General features: G+C 39.3%; 20 protein-coding genes and 1 pseudogene. 11 read left to right on the top strand and 10 right to left on the bottom strand.

All coding sequences use genetic code 11. The features are described from left to right. Window positions 1–104: 104 nt before the first annotated feature. A complete protein-coding gene (zapE, locus tag H5160_RS03050; RefSeq protein WP_182736720.1) occupies window positions 105–1,214 on the bottom strand; it encodes a cell division protein ZapE in 1,110 nt (369 codons plus the stop codon). Between the two features lie 59 nt (window positions 1,215–1,273). Between zapE and rsuA the strand changes: the two genes are divergently transcribed. The 3 genes from rsuA to H5160_RS03035 all read left to right on the top strand — a co-directional run bounded on the left by rsuA (window position 1,274) and on the right by H5160_RS03035 (window position 4,044). Beyond that, window positions 1,274–1,972: a 16S rRNA pseudouridine(516) synthase RsuA gene (gene rsuA / locus H5160_RS03045; RefSeq protein ID WP_138488517.1), complete on the top strand. Its 699-nt coding sequence runs from the start codon at window positions 1,274–1,276 to the stop codon at window positions 1,970–1,972. A gap of 386 nt (window positions 1,973–2,358) precedes the next feature. Beyond that, window positions 2,359–3,012, top strand: coding sequence for a bifunctional tRNA pseudouridine(32) synthase/23S rRNA pseudouridine(746) synthase RluA (gene rluA, locus H5160_RS03040; RefSeq protein WP_182736718.1), 654 nt, complete (start codon window positions 2,359–2,361; stop codon window positions 3,010–3,012). 81 nt (window positions 3,013–3,093) lie between these two features. Beyond that, window positions 3,094–4,044, top strand: a complete 951-nt coding sequence (locus H5160_RS03035) for a DUF3530 family protein (RefSeq protein WP_182736716.1) — start codon at window positions 3,094–3,096, stop codon at window positions 4,042–4,044. On the opposite strand, the gene djlA is transcribed toward H5160_RS03035, so the two are convergent. From djlA to H5160_RS03020, 3 genes are read right to left on the bottom strand one after another with little or no spacing between them, the layout of a single operon-like run. Continuing rightward, window positions 4,027–4,893, bottom strand: coding sequence for a co-chaperone DjlA (djlA, locus tag H5160_RS03030; RefSeq protein ID WP_182736261.1), 867 nt, complete (start codon window positions 4,891–4,893; stop codon window positions 4,027–4,029). The two genes, H5160_RS03035 and djlA, sit on opposite strands and share 18 nt — an antisense overlap. A gap of 31 nt (window positions 4,894–4,924) precedes the next feature. Beyond that, window positions 4,925–5,581: an N-acetylmuramate alpha-1-phosphate uridylyltransferase MurU gene (gene murU / locus H5160_RS03025; RefSeq protein WP_182736262.1), complete on the bottom strand. Its 657-nt coding sequence runs from the start codon at window positions 5,579–5,581 to the stop codon at window positions 4,925–4,927. Next, window positions 5,578–6,579, bottom strand: a complete 1,002-nt coding sequence (locus H5160_RS03020) for an aminoglycoside phosphotransferase family protein (protein ID WP_182736714.1) — start codon at window positions 6,577–6,579, stop codon at window positions 5,578–5,580. Before H5160_RS03020 ends, murU begins: the two co-directional genes overlap by 4 nt. Window positions 6,580–6,679: 100 nt before the next feature. On the opposite strand from H5160_RS03020, the gene lptD reads away from it, so the two are divergent. The 7 genes from lptD (at window position 6,680) to H5160_RS02985 (ending at window position 15,409) form a co-directional block, all read left to right on the top strand. Continuing rightward, window positions 6,680–8,932: an LPS assembly protein LptD gene (gene lptD, locus H5160_RS03015; protein ID WP_039485527.1), complete on the top strand. Its 2,253-nt coding sequence runs from the start codon at window positions 6,680–6,682 to the stop codon at window positions 8,930–8,932. A 30-nt stretch (window positions 8,933–8,962) separates the two neighbouring features. Beyond that, on the top strand, window positions 8,963–10,258 hold the full coding sequence (gene surA, locus H5160_RS03010; protein ID WP_002960833.1) for a peptidylprolyl isomerase SurA: 1,296 nt from the start codon (window positions 8,963–8,965) through the stop codon (window positions 10,256–10,258). A gap of 2 nt (window positions 10,259–10,260) precedes the next feature. Next, a complete protein-coding gene (pdxA, locus tag H5160_RS03005) occupies window positions 10,261–11,253 on the top strand; it encodes a 4-hydroxythreonine-4-phosphate dehydrogenase PdxA (protein ID WP_024589800.1) in 993 nt (330 codons plus the stop codon). Further along, entirely contained in the window at window positions 11,250–12,056 is an 807-nt protein-coding gene (rsmA, locus tag H5160_RS03000) for a 16S rRNA (adenine(1518)-N(6)/adenine(1519)-N(6))-dimethyltransferase RsmA (protein ID WP_002960838.1), read from the top strand. The genes pdxA and rsmA overlap by 4 nt, the downstream gene beginning before the upstream one ends. Then, the gene (gene apaG, locus H5160_RS02995) at window positions 12,040–12,429 is read left to right on the top strand and encodes a Co2+/Mg2+ efflux protein ApaG (protein ID WP_002960839.1); all 390 of its coding nucleotides are present in this window, start codon (window positions 12,040–12,042) and stop codon (window positions 12,427–12,429) included. The genes rsmA and apaG overlap by 17 nt, the downstream gene beginning before the upstream one ends. 8 nt (window positions 12,430–12,437) lie before the next feature. After that, a complete protein-coding gene (locus H5160_RS02990) occupies window positions 12,438–13,256 on the top strand; it encodes a symmetrical bis(5'-nucleosyl)-tetraphosphatase (RefSeq protein WP_182694752.1) in 819 nt (272 codons plus the stop codon). 137 nt (window positions 13,257–13,393) lie between these two features. After that, on the top strand, window positions 13,394–15,409 hold the full coding sequence (locus H5160_RS02985) for a methyl-accepting chemotaxis protein (RefSeq protein WP_182736712.1): 2,016 nt from the start codon (window positions 13,394–13,396) through the stop codon (window positions 15,407–15,409). A gap of 659 nt (window positions 15,410–16,068) precedes the next feature. Here the strand turns inward: H5160_RS02985 and H5160_RS02980 are convergent. Continuing rightward, a pseudogene (locus H5160_RS02980) lies at window positions 16,069–17,034 on the bottom strand (IS481 family transposase). Window positions 17,035–17,375: 341 nt separating this feature from the next. Between H5160_RS02980 and H5160_RS02975 the strand changes: the two are divergent. Beyond that, entirely contained in the window at window positions 17,376–18,818 is a 1,443-nt protein-coding gene (locus tag H5160_RS02975) for a capsule assembly Wzi family protein (protein ID WP_182736710.1), read from the top strand. Between the two features lie 200 nt (window positions 18,819–19,018). Here the strand turns inward: H5160_RS02975 and H5160_RS02970 are convergent, their stop codons facing one another. The 5 genes from H5160_RS02970 to cysC all read right to left on the bottom strand — a co-directional run bounded on the left by H5160_RS02970 (window position 19,019) and on the right by cysC (window position 23,601). Continuing rightward, complete coding sequence (locus H5160_RS02970) at window positions 19,019–20,023, bottom strand: NAD-dependent epimerase (protein ID WP_182736708.1); 1,005 nt, start codon at window positions 20,021–20,023, stop codon at window positions 19,019–19,021. A gap of 70 nt (window positions 20,024–20,093) precedes the next feature. Then, window positions 20,094–20,441 carry a four helix bundle protein gene (locus H5160_RS02965; protein ID WP_182736706.1) on the bottom strand — a complete coding sequence of 116 codons (348 nt, stop codon included), beginning with the start codon at window positions 20,439–20,441 and terminating at the stop codon, window positions 20,094–20,096. Between the two features lie 105 nt (window positions 20,442–20,546). Next, complete coding sequence (locus H5160_RS02960) at window positions 20,547–21,713, bottom strand: nucleotide sugar dehydrogenase (protein WP_182736704.1); 1,167 nt, start codon at window positions 21,711–21,713, stop codon at window positions 20,547–20,549. A 241-nt stretch (window positions 21,714–21,954) separates the two neighbouring features. Beyond that, window positions 21,955–22,911, bottom strand: coding sequence for a DHH family phosphoesterase (locus H5160_RS02955; RefSeq protein WP_182736702.1), 957 nt, complete (start codon window positions 22,909–22,911; stop codon window positions 21,955–21,957). A gap of 84 nt (window positions 22,912–22,995) precedes the next feature. Further along, the gene (gene cysC / locus H5160_RS02950) at window positions 22,996–23,601 is read right to left on the bottom strand and encodes an adenylyl-sulfate kinase (protein WP_024596724.1); all 606 of its coding nucleotides are present in this window, start codon (window positions 23,599–23,601) and stop codon (window positions 22,996–22,998) included. Between the last annotated feature and the right edge of the window lie 89 nt (window positions 23,602–23,690).

Here is a 23,690-nt window from a genome sequence, read left to right as displayed (position 1 = left end):
CTTCTCTTTGTGCAATAAGATCTTAAGTGATTTATTCACAAAGAGGTTGAGAAGGCGCTGCGCTTTTCGCGTGAGCAAGCTCGTTTACAATATATATTAAAGCGTTACCAATTTTGCATTTCGACTATGCGTGATTGCGTGCGCGCATATTCAAAGCTCAACTTTTTACCTTTATACAAATGTTCAATGTCGGTTTGCGCATTTATTACCAGCAATTTATGGCAATCGTAAAATTCATCGACTAAGGCAATGAAGCGCCGTGCTTCGTCGTCAAATGTGTGCTCATCAAGCGTTTGTTTTTCGCGTTGGTAGCTATCTTCTATACCGTGAACAATAACTTTACCCGTTGCTTTAACACCCATTTGCGGCACGTTCGATACGTATAACACATCAAATTGCGTTGCTAAAAACATATAATCGTTAGCACTACGCGGGCCGGAGCATAGCGCCATAAAATCAATCATCAAGGCATTATCGGCTCTTAATAAATAATGTAAATCGCGCCAATGCACAGTAATTGTATTGCTGCATGTTACAGCCGGATACGAAGCTAAAAACTCATTTTGAAAATCGCGTTTAGGTAAATTAATAAAATAGTGACGGCTGTTTTTACCATATCTAAAGCGGTGATCGTCCTCCCCTGCTACGTTAATTATATGGCAATGGTTATTAATTAAATCGATAGTAGGTAAAAATCGCGTCCGTTGCAGGCCGTTGTAATAAAGCTGCTCTGGCTTTGCATTCGATGTGGCCACCAGCACAACACCTTGTTCAAACAACGCATTGAACAATCTGGCCATAATCATGGCATCGCCAATGTCGCTCACAAAAAACTCGTCAAAACACAGTACTCGAATATTTTTAGCCCATTGTTTTGCAATTAGAATGAGTGGATTTTTTTGACCTTGTAGCTGCGAAAGTTGGGTATGCACTTGTGCTATAAAATGATGAAAATGCAGTCGCTGCTTTTGCTCAATAGGTAGGTTTTTATAAAATAAATCCATTAACATGGATTTACCGCGCCCTACGGGTCCATATAAATAAATGCCTTTTATTAAGGGCGCTTTTTGCCACCATGATGTGTGAGCTTGAAGTTGCTCGCTTAGCGTATTTAAAGCTTCCACCGCATTTTGCTGCGCTGCATCAAAACACAGTTCTCCCGTGTCTATTTTTGCTTGGTAAAGGCTTAAAATTTGTGTGCTGTGCACTGTCATGGTATTTCACTATCGGCTATAATCGCGCCCATTGTAGCCGACTAAAAATGTGAACCAAAATGAAATTCCCTTGCCGCTTAGATAAATTTATTAGCCACTTAGCTGAAATACCGCGCACGCAAGCTCGCGCCAGTATTAAGCGAAAAGAAGTAAGCGTTAATGGCGAAGTAATCACATCACATAATTTTCAGCTAGCCCAGCAAGATGAAGTACTGCACCAAGGTACGCCTTTGGTATTTTTAGGTAAGCGCTATTACATGCTAAATAAACCTGTTGGCTATGTATGTGCCAACAGTGACGAGCTTCATAAAACTGTTTTTGACTTACTTGATGAGCCAAATATGAGCGACTTTCACGTGGCAGGCCGCCTTGATATAGATACCACAGGGTTAGTTATTATTACTAATGATGGCGATTGGTCACATAAAATTACGTCGCCTAAAAGCAATAAATTTAAAACCTACCTAGTAGAAACTCAAGAGCCGATTACCGATGAAGCACTTGAGCAATTACGTACAGGTGTCATGCTGCATAACGAAAAAGATTTAACCCGCCCAGCTATTGCCGAGCGACTTGCTAATTACGGACTGCGTTTATCAATAAGTGAAGGTAAGTATCATCAAGTTAAGCGTATGCTTTACGCGGTAGATAACAAAGTGGTTGAGTTACATCGCGAGCAGATTGCGGGGATTACCCTAGATGAAAACTTGGCTAGTGGTGAATATCGATTATTAACACCCGAAGAAATTAAGTTATAAAAGCGCTTTAAAGGAGCCTAAGTTTGGATATACTAGGGCGTGTTGAGCTTTGTGGATTGAAATTTGTTCAATCTAGGGGCGATTTAATCGCGGCGCGAGGTTTGTAACCTAGTGGGCTAAGTAAAAATCGAGCAACAAAGAGTTAATCGCCCCTAGAAAGAACCCAAAGGGCAGAGCATGTTTGGCATTTATGCTGCGTTATCGCCTAATTATGGGGAATAACCACACTACATAGGCTCTGCCTTGCCTAAAAACCAAACATACTACTGCAAATTCAACCACCAACGTTCAACACGCCCTAACTAAAACAATATAGCCAAACTTTTACTTGAGCCTGTTGGCTTGCTCTACTAAAATAGCGCCCTTCAAAATTACTAAGGTCGGCCGTGTTAGTTAACTACAATCCCCCTATGAGTCCGTATTTAACGATACTTTTTCAGGATGACGATTTACTGATAGTTAATAAACCAAGTGAGTTATTAACTGTCCCAGGTAAAGATCCTAAACATGCCGACAGCTTAATTAATCGTGTTAATCGTGTTTTTCCAACAGCGAGAATAGTGCACCGCTTAGATATGGCGACTTCTGGCATACTGTGCCTTGCCATGAATAAAGCAGCGCACAGACATTTAAGTATGCAGTTTCAAGAGCGCGAAACAGCGAAACGTTATATCGCACGTATATACGGACACCTTGAGGCTGAAACAGGATCAGTAGATTTACCCCTTATTTGTGATTGGCCTAATCGCCCTAAACAAATGGTTGATCACGACAGAGGTAAACCTTCACTTACGCATTTTAAAATACTTGAGCGTGAAGAAAATGCAACCCGTGTAGAGCTAACCCCCATCACTGGTCGCTCGCATCAACTACGTGTGCATATGTTAAGCCTGGGTCATCCTATCTTAGGTGACAGGCTTTACGCCCATAAAGAGGCGCTTGCTGCTGCTCCTCGCTTACAATTACATGCACAAATGCTGAAGTTAAAGCACCCTAAAACTGAGCAAGTACTTACTTTTGAAGCCGAATTAGAGTTTTAACCGGCGCAAACACTTCGTAAATTATTAAACTTTTAGATAACCTTGCCGATACCTAACTAATTGTCATTAGTTAGGTGCGTTATGCTATTTTCACGGTTTTTAAAAAGGGCTTTTTATATACAGCTCAGCTGTGCGCTACTTTTAGCTAACCCCGCCTACGCGGCTGAACATATTGCCCCACCTAGTTTATCAAGTATTGAAAATAGCGATATTGAGCGACTACTTCCAAGTGATGAAATAAAGCCAATATTAGCGGGTGAAACAGAATTTTTAAGCCTTTACAGCGAATATATGAGTAGTAATTTTAGAGGTATCGTAATACTTATACCCGATTGGCACTCTTCACCTACCAATAATTCAGGTATGAGCTACTTGCGCAAAGAGCTCAATAATTTAGGCTACAGCACCTACGCAATGACAGTGCCCGACATTGACTGGCAAGCAAGTAAAATGGCCAAAGCTACGCCTAATGAAGCAGATTCAGCGCTTAGTAAAGCCGATGAACCTGCATCACCCGACACAGCAACAAACGCACAACCGCAGCCTGCAAAAATAAAAGAAGAACCTCATTATGTTAATGCAATTGAAAAAGTAACTGACGACATACTTGATAACTATAAAATAAATCTCATTTCTCGGTTTAATGCGCTGTATCAAACCGCTATGGAAGATTCGAGTAATATAGTGGTTATTGCACAAGGTACAAGTGCGGGTGTGTTGTTGGAGTACTATGCAGATTTTCCAGATGAAAGATTGGATGCGTTTATAAGTTTAAGCAGTTACTTACCTAATACTAAACGTAACGAAAATTTGAGCCAAACAGCGTCACTTGTTACACCCGCCTTGCTTGATATTTACTATGCAAATGACAGCACAGACATTTTAATGAGCCTTAAAAATCGTCAGCGCTGGGTTAACCGAAATGCAAAATTTGATTACCGCCAACGCCAATTGTTTGGCCTGCGCGATCAACCCGATCAACACGCACGCCTAACAAAAGAAATAGACGGGTTTTTACGCCGACTTTTTTAAATACTCATAAGCGGCTTGAATATCTTGGCTCTTTTTAACAGCCAGTTCCATCATGTGCTTTGGTAAGCCTTGCGATACTAATTTATCTGGATGATGTTGCGACATAAGTTTGCGGTACGCTACTTTTATATCACGCTGCGTTGCATCGCTATTTAAGCCTAATAACGCCAATGCTTGCGCACGGTTCATATTATTATTTGGCGGTACATGATGGCCAGAACCCTCACGGTAACTACTACTTTGACCTTGGCTTTGTTGCTGTTGATTAAAGCGCTGTTGTTGCTTTCTAAAGTTAAACTCAGCTTGATAACGTTTTAATACAAATGCAAAGTGTGTTTTAGAAATGCCTAGCTGTTTACTTACTTCTGCTAATAATTGCTTTTCTTGTTCGGCTAATACCCCGTCAGAAAACGCCATTTGAATTTGTATTTCTAAAAACAACTGTATTAGATCGTTTCGTTTAGCAAAGCGTTCTTTAAAATCATGTACTGTTTCTTTAAGTGAAAAGTCGCTCTCTTTACCTGACTGAAATGCATGTTGTGCTTCGCGGCGCTCTTCCCCCTTTAAGCCCATTTCATCCATGAACAAGTTAGCCGCTTTTATGTGTATTTCGCTCACTCGGCCATTCGACTTGGCAATGTGCCCCATGACAGCAAAGCAGCTTGAAAAGAATAAAGCTTGGCGCTCGTTAACATCGTCACCACTAAATAAGCTAGAAAAGCCGCCTGCTTTATCAAAGTTATTTTTTAAGCTTTTATCAAATAAATGTCCTAGGTATAAACCTAAAATAGCACCAAATATTTTGCCAAACATAAAGCCAAAACAAAAACCGAGAATTTTTCCCCACATCTATAATACTGCCTTCTTAAAAATTGAGTTATTACGCCTCAAGGCGCGTGTTTAATTGGTTTAAACGCTCTGGTGTACCAATGTCATCCCACTGCCCTATATAGAGCTCAGTAGAGACTAAATGTTCATTTAGCTTTTCACGTAAAATAGGCCCTAAAGGGCGAATACCTTGCGTTAATCCTTTAAAAAAATCAGCCTGATACCGGCCAATCCCCGAAAAGGTATATTTTTGACTCTCGCCCGGCAAATGGCTCAATGCAAAGTCGCCATCTGGGTTGTGTGGCGGGTTTTCTATAAGCACTATGTGCGCCTCACCGGGTTGTAAATGAAGTTGCATTAGCGCACTTACATCATAGTCGGTGTATACATCGCCATTTATTACAATGAACGAGTCGCCCAACAGCGGTAACGCTTCAATAATACCGCCGGCCGTTTCAAGGCCACCTTCAACTTCTTGGCTATAAAGTATATTTACGCCAAATTGACTGCCATCTTTAAAGTAGTCTTTTATTTTATCACCCTGCCACGCAAGGTTTATTACAATATCGGTGATGCCGGCTGCTTTAAGGTTATTTATATGGTGCTCAATAAGTGGTTTTTCTGCCACTTTTAACATTGGCTTTGGCATATTTTGCGTTAGCGGCATCATTCTTTGCCCACGCCCTGCAGCTAAAATCATTGCTTTCATGAGCGCTCCTTTGCCAACTTTTCAGTCACTTTTGGCACTATGGTATTTTTTGTCCACTCACTCAATGCTTTAAGCTCTGGGTAATTTGCTGCCACTTCCATAATGTAATCAAGCGTCGGTAAAATATTATCTAAATAACCTGTTTTACCATCGCGTAAATACAATCGACAAAATATACCCGCAGCCTTTAAGTGGCGCTGTAATCCGGTTAAATCAAACCAATATTTAAACTCATCGAATGAAGTGTTAGTCAGTAAATTTTGAGCTGTAAATTCTTGATAAGCAAAATCAAGTAAACTTGTTAATTCTTGCTCTGGCAATTTAAAGTAGCAATCGCGCAGTAGCGATACTAAATCGTAGCAAAGCGGCCCGCGTACAGCATCTTGATAATCTATAATGGCCCACTGGCCGTCACTATTCATAATATTACGGCTATGGTAATCACGATGAACGGTAACCGTAGGTTGCTCAAGCATCGCCTTTATTAATAGCTCTGAACTTGCTTGCCACATTATTTTTTGTTCGGCACTGAGTGGCTCATTAATAAAGTGGCTTACTAACCACTGGCTAAATATATCAAGCTCTAGCTTTATAAAATCTTCGTTATACGCTTGCATAGCAGAAGCTGTGGGCGTTTTTGCCCACTGAGCACTTAAACTAATTAATGCTTGGTAATGCTCGGTGCGGTTTGCATCATCAAGCATGTCAGCTAGGTGCGTACTGCCTAAATCACTGAGGATAAAAAAGCCCTGTTTCTCATCACTTGCAATAATAGTGGGAAGTAAAAAACCTTGCTCAACAAACACCTGGTTTAGCAAAATGTAAGGTTCGTTATTCACTTTTTTTGGATCTGAGTCCATCACTATTAGATGTTTATTATCGTGATTTAAACGATAATAACGGCGAAAGCTAGCATCCCCCGTGATCGCGTTTAAAGTATGCGACTTGGCATTAAGGTGTGTGTTTATAAATTGTTGTAAATTCTCAAAGCGTGTCATTTTATTAGATATCTATTTTTATAGGTCAATTACTGTAATTGCCATTATTTTCCTTTATTATGTGTATATTATATTAAACACAAAGTATTAAGGTCGATAAATGAGCAAAACCTGGGGCATATTGATGCTAAGCGTAGTTAGCGCACCATCGCTTGCCGAAACTGAACTGGCACACAACCTTTGTGGCATTTCAATGCAAACCAGAGCTTGGCAACCACTTGAAGGCCTTAACCTTGGTGAAGTTGATATCCAAGCTGATGATGTTGAGCTACTTGGCACTCAAAGCGCTGAATTTACCGGCAATGTTGATATTAACACCCTTAAGATGAGTTTGTCCGCACAAACTGCGTTGATAGACAAACAGCGTGGTTTATTAAATGCAACGGGGCCAATTACTTATCAAGACTACGTAAGTAAAGTAAACAGCACCGGATTAAATGCCGATTTAAATAATTCAGAAGTCAGTTTGTTAGGCGCCGACTACAGCCTAACCGAACAACAAGGTAAAGGCGGCGCTGAAAAGCTCACTGTTAATCAGTCTGGCCTATTACTCATGAATGCAAGCTTTACTACTTGCCCAAGTGACACCCCAGCATGGGAAATTGAAGCTGACGAAATAAACCTTTCACGCGAAGAAGGCTGGGGCGAAACATATAACGCCGTATTGCGTATTTTAGATACACCAGTTCTATATTTACCTTATTTTACATTCCCGCTAGATGAACGCCGTAAATCGGGCCTACTTACCCCGACCATTTCAAGCTCTGACAAATACGGCCTTGAAACAATTACGCCGTATTATTTAAATATTGCACCTAATTTTGATGCCACTATTACGCCTCGTTATATGTCTAACAAAGGGCTGCAATTACAGACAGAGTTTAGATACCTAACAGAGCAACACGAAGGCTTAGTAGGGATTGAATACTTAGATAGTGATGATTCTGAGCCTGATTTGAATGAACGCTACATGTTTCATTGGCAACAGCAAAGCTACCTAGGTGAAAACTGGCGCGCAAACGTTGATGTAACCAATGTGAGCGATGATAACTACATCACCGACTTAACTTCAAACTACGCAAGTAAAACCGATACTCAATTGTATCGTACTGGTTCACTTACCCATTTAGGTGATACATGGCGAACCGATATTAAAGTGCAAAACTTTGAAGTACTCGGCGATCACTTAGAGTCATACACTGCAATACCACAAGTTAATTTTACGCAAACAGCGCCTTGGCGTTTTGATAATTTTGACTTTAGTGTGTCGGGCGAGATTAGCCATTTTACTAATGATTCATCAGAAGTGGCCATAGACAGCGCAACTCGTGTACACGTAGAGCCAAAAGCACGCTACAACTACGCTACGCATGCGTGGTCATTTTTATCTGAAGTAAGCTTATTACAAACTAATTATAAGCAAAGCGGAAACTTAACCGGCACGCAATACAGCGATACCGTATCGCGTACTATCCCAAAAGTACGTTTGTACTCTCAGCTTAATTTTGAGCGTGACGCATCTTACTTTTTTGAAGATGGTATACAAACACTAGAGCCACAAATTCAGTATTTATATACACCTAATAAAGATCAGTCAGACATTGGCTTGTTTGATACAACCAAACTGCAAGATGATTATTACGGTTTATTTAGAGACGTGCGCTTTTCGGGTGTTGACCGTATAGCAGCTGCTAATCAGTTTACTTTAGGTGCTACAACGCGCTTATTTGATAAAAAACAAGAAGAAGTGTTTAACTTTAGTGCGGGCCAAATATTTTATTTAAGTGACGATGCTAAGCCAACAGAGCAAGGCTTAAACTCAGACACTAATTATAATGCACTATTTGCAGCTCAAACCATGTTACATTGGCACCGCCGTTGGTACCTCGCTGGAGGTATTCAATATGATACAGATGGCAAGCAAATGGTACAGTCAAATGTAACGCTTGATTATAAAGGTGATAATAATCAGCTAGTACAATTGAACCATCGCTATGCAAATGATGTCTCAGGAAATACAATCGAGCAAGCAGGTGTATTTACAAGTATTCCTATTAGCGACGAATGGCAATTTATTGCGAGCTATCATCGAGATCTTGAAAACAACAGAAGTATCGAAGTATTGAGCGGATTACAGTATGAATCATGCTGTTGGGCTATCCAAATTACTGGCCATCGCCAAATTGAAACTGATTTAAATCAGTCAATAGGACAAGAACAAGCAACTTTTGATTCAGGTATTAGTTTGAATTTTGTATTAAAAGGACTTGGCAGTAAAAGCCGTTATGATGCACAAAAATTATTACAACAAGGTATTTTTGGCTATCGTAGACCGTATTTTCTTAGTAACTAGAGTACTATCAGCAAGAGTAGTAAAAAGAATATGAATTTAAAAAAATTATTAACATCAGCAGTTTTAAGTGCCAGCCTTTGTCAAAGTGTAATGGCTGCACCAGTAGAAATAGATAAAGTTATTGGCGTTGTAAACCAAGGCGTAATTTTAAAAAGCGAAGTAGACACCATAATTGATCGTGTTAAAAAGCAAGCACAAGAACAAGGCCAGCAATTACCAAAAGATGAAACACTTCGTGTACAAGCTGTAGAGCGTTTAGTTAATCAAGCGCTTATGATGCAAATGGCTGAGCGTATGGGGTTACAAATCTCAGACAGCCAACTCGATCAAACTCTCGCTAACATGGCAAAAGAGCAAGGCGGAACAATCGCCGACTTACGCCGCACTATCGAAGGTTCGGGCGAAAGCTTTCAAGCTTACCGTGAAGAAATTCGTAAAGAAATCACAACGCAGCAAGTAACACGTGCAAGCGTTGATCGTCGTATTTATATTAGCGAACAAGAAGTTGATAACCTTCTAAAAATTATGGAAACCCAAGGTCAAAGTGCTGAAGAGTACGACATTGGTCATATTTTAATAGATATCCCTAACGATGCGACAGCTGACGAAATTGCTGATGCAAAAACACGTGCAGATAAAGTTATTGAGCTATTAAACGATGGCCAAGAATTTAAGCGTATTGCTATTTCATCATCAAGCGGCTCAAAAGCACTTGAAGGTGGGCAACTTGGTTACATGGGCATTAACGAAATGCCATCGCTTTTTGCTGAAGCAGTAAAAGGCCAAAAGAAAGGCGCTATTGTTGGCCCACTTCGCTCTGGTGCTGGTTTTCATATCATTAAAGTACAAGACGTTCGTGGTCTACAAGTTGTAGAAACAACTGAAGTACGTTCACGCCATATACTTATTAAACCTTCAATTATTTTAAGTGAAGAAAAAGCACGCTCAATGCTTGCAGGCTTTGCAAAAGACTTACGTGCAGGAACAGCCGACTTTGGTGAACTTGCTAAAGAGTACTCAGAAGATCCAGGCTCTGCACTTAAAGGTGGCGAGTACGATTGGACAGATCCAACTACCTACGTACCTGCGTTTAAAGATACATTACTTTCTCTTAAAGAAAATGAAATAAGCGAACCGTTTAGAACACAGTTTGGTTGGCATATTGTGCAGTTACTTGGCAAACGTGTAGCTGATAAAACTGAACTAGCTAAACGTAACCGTGCTCATGGCATGTTGTTTAACCGTAAATTTAAGGAAGAAAGTTTTAACTGGCAGCAAGAAATGCGCGAGCAAGCTCACGTTGAAATTTTCCCTATAGACCAATAAATATGACTCTAAGAATTGCTATTACACCGGGTGAACCAGCCGGTATTGGCCCAGATCTGCTACTCACGCTTGCTCAGCAAGCGTGGGACGCTCAACTAATAGCGATTGCTGATGGCAAACTATTAAAAGAGCGTGCAAAGCATTTAGGCTTAACAATAAACTTAATTGAATTTGATGATAATGCCCCCGCCATAGCAGCACCTGCAGGCAGTTTGTATATTCATCAGGTTGATTTAGGTGCGGATGTAGAGCTTGGCGTACTAAATGACGGTAACGGCCAATACGTGTTAGATACCTTGCGTATAGCAAGTGAAAAAAACATGGATGGCACGTTCGATGCGGTTGTTACGGGCCCTGTTCACAAAGGCATTATTAACAAAGCGGGCATTTCATTTAGCGGACACACTGAGTATTTTGCGCAGCAATCAAATACTGCAGATGTAGTTATGATGCTTGCAACTGAAGGTTTACGCGTTGCACTTGTAACCACGCATATTCCACTTGCGTATGTATCGCGTGCCATTACTCCTGAGCGCTTAACTAAAGTAGCGGGTATTTTAAATCACGACTTACAAACTAAGTTTGGGATAGAAAAACCACGTATTTTAGTGTGTGGCTTAAACCCACATGCAGGTGAAGATGGCCATTTAGGCCGTGAAGAAATAGAAACAATCACCCCAACGCTTGAAATACTTAGAAGCGAAGGGATGAATTTAATTGGCCCACTACCGGCCGATACCTTATTTCAACATAAATACCTATCTGAAGCAGATGCAGTACTTGCTATGTATCACGATCAGGGATTACCTGTGCTAAAATACAAAGGATTTGGTAAATCGGTAAATATTACCCTTGGCTTACCATTTATCCGCACCTCAGTTGACCACGGTACTGCTCTCGATTTAGCAGGGACTGGTACAGCTGACGTTGGCAGTTTTGAATTAGCGATCCGCGAAGCAATTAAGCTCGCCCAAGAAAAAGCACAAAATCAATGACCGATAAAGTACATTTAGGACACCGCGCTCGTAAGCGTTTTGGGCAAAACTTTTTATTTGATGAATCTATCATAGATAAAATAGTCTCTGCGATTGATCCTAAACCAGAAGACAACTTAGTAGAAATTGGCCCCGGCCTTGGCGCAATTACTGAGCCAGTAGCCGACTTAAGCGGCCATTTAACGGTTGTTGAATTAGATAAAGACTTAGCACAACGATTAATTGAACATCCATTTTTGGGTCCTAAATTAACCGTTAACCAAGGCGATGCAATGACGTTTGACTTTGCAAGCTTGGTTCGCGATGACAAAAAATTAAAAGTGTTTGGTAACTTACCTTACAATATTTCGACACCGTTATTGTTTCACCTTTTTGAATTTTCAGATCATATTGAGCACATGCACTTTATGCTTCAAAAAGAAGTAGTAAAACGCATGGTAGCAGGCCCAGGTAGTAAAACATTTGGTCGCTTAAGCGTAATGACTCAATACTACTGTAATGCAATGCCGGTTGTTGAAGTACCACCTGAGTGCTTTAAACCAGCGCCAAAAGTTGACTCTGCTGTTATTCGTTTAATACCTAAAAAGCCAGAGCAACGTACAGCAAAAAGCGTTAAAATTTTAAACACCGTGTGTTTAGAAGCATTTAACCAGCGCCGTAAAACGCTACGAAATAGTTTAGGTAACTTACTTACCGCAGAAGAACTAACTAGCATTGGCATTGATATAACGCTGCGTGCTGAGCGCTTATCTTTACAACAATTTATTGATATAGCTAACTGGATTTATGACAACAAGCAGTAACATTGGATCGCCTGTAAAGGTATCTGTAGAAACATTTTACGTAGAAGGCCAATCTCAACCGGAGCTTGAAAAATACGTATTTGCTTACTCGGTAACAATTAAAAACCATAGTTTATGCAGTGCAAAATTACTGAGCCGCTATTGGTTAATTACCGATGCAAATGGCAAACAAGTAGAAGTTGAAGGCGAAGGCGTTGTTGGCGAAATGCCAGATATTGGCCCAGGCGAAAGCTATAAATACACCAGCGGTGCAATTTTAGATACACCTGTAGGCACTATGCAAGGCCATTACACGTTACGCAACGAGTTTGGCTCTGAGTTTCAGGCGCCTATTAATGTGTTTCGTTTGGCTTGCCCTAACATTTTGCATTAAGCACTTAGATGGCAGATTATGCGATAGGTGATTTACAAGGGTGTTTTAGTGAATTTAACACCCTTTTACAACGGGTTGATTTTAACCCAAGTAAAGATCACCTATATTTAGTTGGCGACATAGTTGCTCGCGGGCCAGACTCCCTAGCCTGCTTAGACTATATTTACCAACATCAAAATAGCATGACCATTACTTTAGGCAATCACGACCTTCACATGGTTGCCTGCTACTTTCTTAACAAACCCACTAATCCAAAAGATAAATTAAACTCAATATTTGAAAGCCCTAAATTGGCTAACTACATCGCTTTTTTACAAACCCAGCCTTTGGCTTTAGAGCTTAAAAAACATAACTGCTTTATATCTCACGCGGGGTTAAATCCCGATTGGTCTGTTGAAGATGCGCTAAAACAAGCTCAATTTGCACAAAGCTGTTATCAATCAAGTAACGCAAAAGCGTTTTTTGAACACATGTACCAGGCTCACCCCGCTAGGTGGTCTAACACCCTTGATGACTTTGCAAAGTTTAGATACATAGTTAATTACTTTACCCGCATGCGTTTTTTAACAAGTGATAACAAACTCGAGCTTAATGCAAAGGGTGCAATAACCGACAGCGAAACTCTCACTCCTTGGTTTAACCACCCCAATATAGCTAAATCTAAACACGATATTATTTTTGGCCACTGGGCCGCACTTGAAGGTAGAACAGGTAATCCAAGGGTTCACGCCCTAGATACAGGCTGCGTATGGGGTAACACCATGAGCCTAATGGAGCTGAGTACTAAAAAAGTAATTGTAGAAAATTCCCACCTTTCGTCTAAATAAACTGAAAAAAAACAATACATCTGTTAGATTTATCAATTAATAGTTAAAATTAATTAAAGTAATTGATTTTAATTACTTAACTTATTGGTACAAACGCCGATAAGTCTTAATTGAAGTACTTTTTGAGTGGAAATCTTATGAACCTGACAGTAAGCCAGCGTATTTGGGGTGGTTTTATATTTATCACACTATTATTATTAATAATTGGTGGTAATTCCTTAATAAAAATTGCAAATATTGACCGTTCCACTCAAAAAGTGAACCAACTATCACTCCCAGCATTAAATAAAAGCTCTGAGCTACAAGCCGAATTTATTTTAATGAGTAAAGCCGCACAAGCGAGCTTTTACACTACATCAGCCAATGAGCTTGCACCAATAAAAGCACAAGTCCTTGAGCAAAAACAGCAATTCAACACGCTGCACCGTGAGCTTCAAGATGTAGTAAAAAACGATGCTGCACTTAATCAAAGCAGCCAAAACGTAGAAAAAACCTATTTAAGCTTTTTAAGCACCGTTGAAAATTTATTAGCAGATAAAGGCAAGCAACTAGCATTAAATAAAGCATTAAAAGCACAATTAGAAAACATAGAACTAAGTGCAGAAGATGCTAACTCTGTTGTACTCGACATTATCGACATTGACGGATTTGAACAAAACCACCCTCGCGCTTATCAAGCTGCAAATAATTTAGAAAACAACTTTATGTCGGTAGTTAGTAACAGCACCGACATGCTAACTGTTAAAACGCTTAACACTCTCGATATTGTTAAAAACGAGCAAACGTATTACCTTGAAGAAGTAGTACGCACCGTTGATTTAATTAAGCCAGCAATAGAGCAAACGCATAGCGACTTATATTCAAGCCTAAAAGAATATGTTGATATTTTAGAAAATAACATAAAGGGCAGTAACAGCTTAGCAGCAAACAAAAAACGTTTAATTGATTCGATCACGCTTACGCAATCAGAGCTTGCACAGTCAGAACAAGCCACCAAAATGGCACTTAACCAAATTGACGAACTAGTTAATCAAGCGAGTGACGTTGCGTTTAAATTACAGCAAGGTGTGCGCAGCGACGTTGACTCAGCTAATTTATGGACGTGGGTTGGCATGGTTATAGCCACTCTTTTAGCAATTGTGATTGCCATTATTACTGTTAGCCGCATTACTAAACCACTTGCCGAAGTTAATCGCATTTTAGATATTGTTGCCAGTGGCGACATGACACAACGTTTAGACGACAGTGCTCAAGACGAGTTTGGCGAACTATCTAAAAGTTGTAATACACTAATTGACAGCCTACGCAGCCTAATTAAAGGTATTATTTCGCGCTCTACTCAGCTTGCAGCAGCATCAGAGCAAACATCGGCCATTACCTCAGAATCAAGCCAAGCAATTCGTAACCAACAAGCACAAGTTGAACAAGCAGCTACTGCAACAACCGAAATGAGCAGTACATCGCAAACAGTTAGTAACAGCGCTCAACAAGCGCTTAGCGAAATTAAAAATGCTGATAAAGAAGCTGAACGCGTTAAAGGTATTTCGAATAACAATAAAGCAACGATTGAACAGCTAGCACGTGAAGTAGACGACGCCTCACAAGTCATTAATAAACTGCATCAAGATAGCGCATCAATAGGCAGCATTTTAGATGTAATACGCGGAATAGCGGATCAAACTAACCTACTTGCACTAAATGCCGCAATTGAAGCTGCACGTGCAGGCGAATATGGCCGAGGCTTTGCTGTTGTAGCTGACGAAGTACGCTCTCTAGCAAGTAAAACTCAAGAGTCAACCCAAGAGATACAATCAATGATTGAATCGCTACAAACAGGCGCTGAAGCTGCCGTAACGGCAATGAGCAAAGGTAAGCAACGTGCGGTATCGTGTGTTGAGCAAACCGACCTAGCAAGTAGCGCACTTGATTCGATTACATTTGCGGTTTCGCAAGCCCACGACGTAAGTGAAGAAATTTCGACTGCCGCACTTGAGCAACAACAAGTAGCACAAGAAATTAGCGAACGCCTTGAGTCGATTGTAGCCATCGCAGAGCAAACAGCCGAAGGCGCAAATCAAACTAATATCTCAAGTTCAGAAGTAGCAAAACTTGCTGAAGAGCTTCGCTTGTCTGTAGACGAATTTAAAGTTTAGGTTTATCAAAACAATTAAAAAGCCCCGGTGGTACTATGCACCATCGGGTTTTTTTTGTTTATTAGGGCTTTAAAGTGAGGTATAAAACCTTACCGGTAAGCGCCGCTCTTACTCACGTAAAAACGCAATTTTAAACATTTATATTACCTACTTTTGCCTTCACTAAAGTGCAGCGCCCTCTTAACCTCTTTGTGAATAAATTACTTAAAACCCTATTGCACAAAGAGAAGTAAATGAGAATACATTAAAATAATAGTAATTATGTATTTTTACTTCTCTAAAGCGCAGCGCCCTCTTAACCTCTTTGTGAATAAATTACTTAAAACCTTATTGCACAAAGAGAAGTAAAAGAGGAGTAAATGAGAAGGCATTAAAATAATAGTAATTATGTATTTTTACTTCTCTAAAGCGCAGCGCCCTCTTAACCTCTTTGTGAATAAATTACTTAAAACCTTATCGCACAAAGAGAAGCAAAAGAGGAGTAAATGAGAAGACATTAAAACAATAGTAATTATGTATTTTTACTTCTCTAAAGCGAAGCGCCCTCTTAGCCTCTTTGTTGTGAATAAATTACTTAAAACCCTATTGCACAAAGAGAAGCAAAAGAGGAGTAAATGAGAAAACATTAAAACAATAGTAATTTGTGTGATTCATAGACATCATTTCACTTTTCGTAGTTGAAGATCACGCTGATAATTCGATAACTGAATGCGTTCATTTTCAGTTTCGTAGTTAGCGTGAACGTCTTCCCAAAGCGGTGTTTTTTCAAGCCGTTCACATACAACATCCATTGGAGTTTTACCTTTGAATGAGCCGTGAGCGCGTTGCCAATTGTAGTAATGCTGCCACTCAGGTAACGTTTCATTTTTGAGTTCGTCCAAATCCAAATTAACGGTCGAATAAAACTCTTCCTTATCAGTTCTTTGTGCCCTTTCAACTTTGCCATTTAAGTGAGGAGAGCCTGGCTTATTGGGGCGAAATTTAATGCCATGCTCCATCAATTTGAGCTGTACTTTTTCAGCAAAAAACTCCGTTCCGCGATCAGTTTGAACTCGCTGTATCGGGAATGGCATTTCTTCTATTACCTTATCGATGAAGGTAAGAGTATTGGCTGCCGTTCTACGCTTAAAAAAGTCCAACACGCGATATCTAGAGCAATCATCAACAGCAGTATATTGATAAATCCCTGGTGCAATTTTACATGTATCCATCTGAACTCGGTCACCAGGAATAGGTCTTTGGTATCGAATGAAGTCTTTTTTCTTCCGCTGAAAAACTATTGGTTTTACCTCATGTTTGGTCAGCACTTTGTGAATTGAAGCAAGCGATAGCTGAAAATTATGCTCGCGAAGAAGCTCATTTTAAATTCTTCTGGCACCAAGTTTTCTATTTTTTCTGAGTTTAAGAATCCACTCTTCAATTCGATTATTAATTTTAGTGTTTGGGGAGCTGTGCGGTCGTCTAGAAACGTCCTGTAGGCCGTCTAGTCCCTTCTCTTTGTATCGCTTATACCACTTTCGAAGAGTGGGCCTAGAAATTCCACACCGACGACAAACTAGGCCCGCATTATTAGTTTTTTCGTAAAGCTCAATCCACTTTAAACGTTGTTTAATTTCTTTGTTCATAGCGTCATAGTATATTGAAACGATCTCTATGAATCACACAAGTAATTATGTATTTTTACTTCTCTAAAGCGCAGCGCCCTCTTAACCTCTTTGTGAATAAATAACTTATAAATCTATTTTTTGTAGGTATAACTTATTAAATGCGTTCACCGCCTGCTTTATAGCAAAACACTACATGCAAGAATGCGCTCGAATTTAACGGATAGTCTATCACCTGCGAATGATAGCTTACTCCTATATATCCCCACTAATATATCGCTTTTTTCTTCCTTACTTAGGCGTTTATTGCTAACCTCGCGTTAACGTTTTTACTTAAAGAACTTTTTGCTAACGGAATAATTATGCTCAAAAAAATATCACTGTTTATCGGGATGGCAATCAGTACAAATGCTGTTGCTAAAGGTGGCGTGTCACCTTATTTACCTTTAAATCAAGCCCCAGAACTTGAGCACCAAGTACAACGACTTTTAGCCGTGAGTAAAAACACACATATTATGAGCAAGCCCTATAAAGCTCACGATATTTATAGAGTGCTGCAAACAGTAAGGCATACTTATCCAGAGTTATATCAAACACTTTCGTACCAACTTAGCCCTTATATTCAAAGCGATGCGGGGTCATTTGCAAAAGTAACGCTTGCTGCTGGCACAAAAGATAAAACACTGCCGAACCAACGCGGCCAAACCACTAAAACAAACCTAATAGTTGAAGGTGGCGCTTATGCTAACTTTGGCCGTTATTTTGGTGTAAGTGTTGCAGGCATAGCCAACGAAGACGAAATATTACCTACACAAAGCTTTTTTTACCTTGGTAATAAGTATGCGCAACTAGATGTAGGCTACCGAGAGCATTGGTACTCACCATTTAACGACAGTGCCATGCTATTAAGCACACAAGCCAAAACAACCCCTTCTATAACGCTTAGTAATGTAGAGCCAATAACCAGCTTTAATATTCGTTACGATATGTTTATCAGTAAAATGACAGAGCAAAGCGGAATTTTAAAAGAAGGAAGACAAACAGGAGTCGCTAATGTATATGAGCCAGGTAAGCCTTACTTATTTGGCTTACACACTAGCTTTGCAGCAACCAATAATTTAACAATAGGCTTAAGCCGTTTAATGCAGTTTGGTGGAGGCCCACGAAGCGTGACAATTAAAGATTTTACTGAGGGATTTTTTAGCCCTGGCAGCAAAGACAATGTTGGTCGTAATGATGCTGATGAGCTTGGAGAAAATTTTGAGCTTGGCGATCAATTAGGATCAATAACATTTGCCTATAACAATAGTATTTATGCACTACCGTTCGAGTTTTATGGTGAAGTTGCGCTTGAAGATTCCCTAGGTGGCTCTCGTAATAATGCATATAGTTTTGGTATTTACTTGCCCTTTATTGCTAACAATCACAGTTTACGCTTCGAGCATAGTAACTTACAACAAAGCTTTTATAGCAATCGACTGTACCTAGATGGTAATCGTAATTCAGGTAATGTTATTGGCCACTGGCTAGGTGATGAGCACGACTACACCGATTACACACCAGCTAAATCTATGAGCGTAAATTGGCATTGGCAATTAAGTAAAATAGAAAGCTTAAATACCACTATTCGTATGCTTGAAAATAAACGTGATGGTTATAAAACAAGTTACGAGCTGCAAACAGCGTACACACGCAAGTTGAGTAAACCAATAATGGGCGCTAAAAGTTGGGGAGCTGAGCTGTATCAAGGAAAGGATGTATACGGGGAAACGTTTGCTAGGTTAGGTGTATTTGCTAATTTTTAATACCCTGTAGGTGCGAATTTATTTCGCGGTAATGTAACTTAACCTGACCAAAAGCGAGGTGTAAAACCTCACCTACGATATATGCACCCTGTAGGTGCGAATTTATTTCGCGCTCATCTAACCTAACTTTATTTAAGCCAATAAAAAACACTGCCTCAAATTGAAAACAGTGTTTTTAAATAACTTACAAATTGTAACCTTTATTTATAAAAGCTTTTATACCACTTGATAAGTTCACTTACGCCTTGCTTAACACCAACTTGCGCTTTATAGCCTGTTGCATTAAATAAATCTGTAGTATCAGCATAAGTCTTATATACATCGCCGGCTTGCATTTCACGGAAGTTCTTTTTAGCTTCAGTACCTAGTTCAGCTTCAATGGCTTCAATAAACTTCATTAGGTTTATTGGGCTACCGTGACCAATATTATAAACCGCATACGGAGCAGAGCTAGAAGCAGGTGAACCTGTTTCAACTTTCCAATCTGGGTTTGCAACAGGTATAACATCGGCAGCACGAACAACACCTTCTACAATGTCATCTATGTAAGTAAAGTCACGCCACATATCGCCGTTGTTATTTATATCAATAGTGTCGCCGGCAAGTATTTTTTTAGTAAAAATATACGGTGCCATATCTGGGCGACCCCATGGGCCATAAACGGTAAAAAAGCGTAAGCCTGTTGTAGGTAAGCTATATAAATGAGAATAGCTATGCGCCATTAGCTCATTCGCTTTTTTAGTAGCAGCATAAAACGACACAGGGTGATCAACACTGTCGGTTGTTTCAAACGGTGTTTTTTCGTTTAAGCCATATACAGAGCTAGATGAAGCATAAACCAAGTGCTTAACTTTAGTATTACGACATCCTTCAAGCACATTTAAATGCCCTACTAAGTTAGAGTCTGCATAAGCATCAGGGTTTTCTATTGAATACCTAACACCGGCTTGCGCCGCTAAATGTATTACTTTATCAAACTGCTGTGTTTTAAATAACTCGCTCATTGCTGGGCGTTCACTTATATCAAGCTTAATAAATGTAAATGCTTCATGGCTTTCAAACAGCGCTAAACGAGCTAGTTTTAAATTTACATCGTAATAGTCGTTAAGGTTATCAATACCGACTACTACATGGCCAGCCGCTAACAATTTTTGACATGTTGCCGCGCCAATAAAACCAGCAGCACCCGTTACTAAATATTTCATAATTACCTAATCTTTAAGCTGATAAAGTTGAAAGTTGAAAGTTGAAAGTTGAAAGTTGAAGACTAAAAGCCTAATCCCACGTTTCAATAGTTTTCATCAGAGCAGATATCATTTTTGATAACTGCCTAGACTCTTCTATCCAGGTTTCTGCTGTTTTTGTATCAACTTCACCAATTTTTAAGGCAATATATATTTGTGAACGAAGCTCACCACAGCTACCTTTAGAGTAAGAGAGAAAACGGCAGTAATCTTTAGCTGTCTTTCTCTCATAACCCTCTGCAATATTTGATGAAATTGATAATGCAGATCGTGTAATTTGATCTTTTAAACCAAATTGCTTACTTGCCTTAAAGTAAATAAAAACTTTACAAGCTAAATCGGCAGAGCGTTGCCATACATATAAGTCCTCAAACTGCACAACGCCCCCTAATATAAATTTACCTTAGTTTTTGACTTATACTTTAGCCTTTAACCTTTAGTCTTTAACTTTTAGCCTTTGCCTTTAGCCTTTAAACTTTGTTTATTAATCACTACCAAACAAATCGCGTGTATAAACTTTGTCAGCAATATCACTGAGCTCTTCAACCATACGGTTAGATACTACAACGTCAGATATTTGCTTGAATTCATTTAAGTCTTTAATAACACGTGAGTGATAAAACTCATTTTCTTCAAGTACTGGTTCGTAAACGACTACTTCAATACCTTTAGCTTTAATGCGCTTCATAATGCCTTGAATAGCAGAAGCTCTAAAGTTATCAGACCCTGTTTTCATTACTAAACGATATACACCAACCACTTTAGGGCTACGCTTAATTATTGAGTCCGCAATAAAGTCTTTACGTGTCGTATTAGCATCAACAATCGCACCAATAATATTGTTTGGTACATTTGCATAGTTTGCACGTAATTGCTTTGTATCTTTTGGTAAGCAGTAGCCACCGTAGCCAAATGATGGGTTATTGTAATGATCACCAATACGTGGGTCTAAACTAACACCCTGTATAATTTGCTTTGAGTTTAAGCCATGCGCTTCAGCGTAGCTATCAAGCTCATTAAAGTAAGCCACACGCATAGCTAAATAAGTGTTTGAGAACAACTTAATAGCTTCGGCTTCTGTTGAGTCAGTAAAAAGTACTTCAATATTTTCTTTGATAGCACCTTGCTTAAGTAAGTTAGCAAACACACTTGCGCGCTCACTTTGCTCACCTACAACAATACGCGAGGGGTATAAGTTATCGTGTAGTGCTTTACCTTCACGTAAAAACTCTGGCGAAAATATTAAGTTACTAATACCCAACGTCTCTTTAATATTTTGCGTAAAACCAACCGGTATAGTCGACTTAATCACCATAACTGCATTTGGGTTATGCGCTATCGCATCTTTAATTACAGCCTCTACAGAGCTTGTATTAAAGTAGTTATTTTCAACATCGTAATCGGTTGGTGTAGCAATAATTACAAAATCAGCATTTTTATAGGCAGCTACTTTGTCGGTAGTTGCTGTAAAATTTAAATCACTACGTGTTAAAAACTCACTAATTTCAGTATCAACTATTGGTGACTTTTTATTATTTAAAAGCGCAATTTTGTGTTCGTCTATATCTAATGCAACAACTTCATTATGCTGTGCTAACAACATAGCATTAGAAAGGCCTACATAGCCCGTACCTACTACGGCAACTTTCATTTTATTCCCTTAATATTAATAGTATTAATCATTTTGATTTTATGAGTATTCACTTAAAAATAATTTTATCATCTACAGCACCGAGCTGCTACGCCGAGAAGTTATAAGTTATATGATTGCGCCAGCAAGCTTGTCGCCTACGAATAATTATTACTTCTCCTTGTCTTCTCTGTTGTGATAGCTATTACTTATTTTATGAGTGTTCACTTAATAGATAAGATTTAGAACTCATCTAAATACATTACTTATAGTAACCTACTAGTTCAGTTATAAAATTTGAAAGTTGCGACTCAGGCAGCTCATTAATTCCAGCAGCAGCCGCTCGCCCACCACCTGTTGCAAACTTACTACATATATCAACAGCCCCCTGCTTATTACTAAGCGGAGCGCGTACGCTAACAGTGTAACTTCCCTTATTATTGCTTGTAACAACACCATGCGCTTTAGTCGGAGCTTGGTTAGCTAAATCATTACCTAATACACCACTAACACGACGCGCCCAAGGCTCATCATCTAATAAAATAACTTTGGCAGTATCACAATCATGCAGAACTTTGGCCCCTGCAGCTTTTTTCATATCAACTTTATATGCACGCTCTAAAGTATAGTAAGCAGAGTTTTCATCGTTTATGGCATCAAGCGGCGATTTATATTGCAAAAGTTGCTCGTAAAGATCTTCTGGAGAAAAATGTAAATCAGCAACTTCACTCCCATAACCATTATAATTAATATACGTACCAAATGCTTTTAGCTGCGATTTTTGTAATTCAGTCAGTTTTAACTTATCAGCTTCAGCATCAGCCTTTGCAAATAAATTATCACCATATGCAGCAGTAATTGCCCACAGGTGGAATTGATTATTAAGTAAATCACTCACAATTAAACTGGTGCACATATTTGCATCCAGATCTATATGAGGAAATAAATTTGCGTGATTAGGAATGTCACCTGCTTTGTGATGGTCAACATACATAACTTTAGCGCCAGCCGTTAAAGCATCATGAAGAGCTGGCATATTTTTTTCCATTGAAATATCAAGCACACGAATACAGTCGCCTGATTGTGGTGTTACTTTTTTTAGTAACTGAATATCACGCTTAACCCCAGTTACTTTAACTGTGTCTGTCGGATTAGCGAGTTGTAACTGAAGTAATGCGATAATACCATCAGCATCACCATTAAAAACATCGTATTTCATAATAGTCTCAAAGTCAGAAAACAAAGTACTTTGCTTAACTAAGCGGTTAATCTTTAAATTATTCAGGTATCAAAATCTGAATACCTATAATTTTATAACTTCTTTTTCTTTTAAATACTGAATAATTTGCTCAACACTTTGTTCAATACTTTGCTGTGCTGTTTTTACATGTAACTCTGGTGATATTGGTACATCAAAAGCAGAGCTAATCCCCGTAAAGTTAGGTATTTCGCCAGCTCTCGCTTTTTTATACAAACCTTTAGGATCGCGGCTTTCGCATACTTCTATTGGAGTATCAATAAACACCTCAATAAACTCACCGTTGGCCATAATACTGCGAGCCTGGGCACGATCTGTAGCAAATGGAGAAATAAATGCTGTCGACACTATTAAGCCAGCATCAACAAATAACTTAGCAACTTCACTAATACGACGAATATTTTCAATACGGTCTTCATCGCTAAATGTGAGCCCTTTATTTAGACCCATACGAACATTGTCACCATCTAACAAATAAGTATGACAACCTAATTCAAATAATTTTGATTCCACCGCATTAGCAATAGTCGATTTACCTGAGCCACTTAATCCCGTATACCAAAGCAAAACCGGCTTATGTCCTTTATGACCTTGCTTTTGTTCTCGTGACACCGTTTGCGTGTGCCATACTATATTTTCATCCTGGCTCATTAATATACCTTACCTTTTATTCTTATACGGCCCGAGGTAACCCCACACCGACGTAATATAATTTAAAATGTGACAATATAGTCCATTAC

Origin of the sequence: Pseudoalteromonas sp. SG43-4 (genome assembly GCF_014164325.1) — a bacterium.
Taxonomy (GTDB): domain Bacteria; phylum Pseudomonadota; class Gammaproteobacteria; order Enterobacterales; family Alteromonadaceae; genus Pseudoalteromonas; species Pseudoalteromonas distincta.
This window is presented reverse-complemented; position numbering and strand designations above follow the sequence as displayed.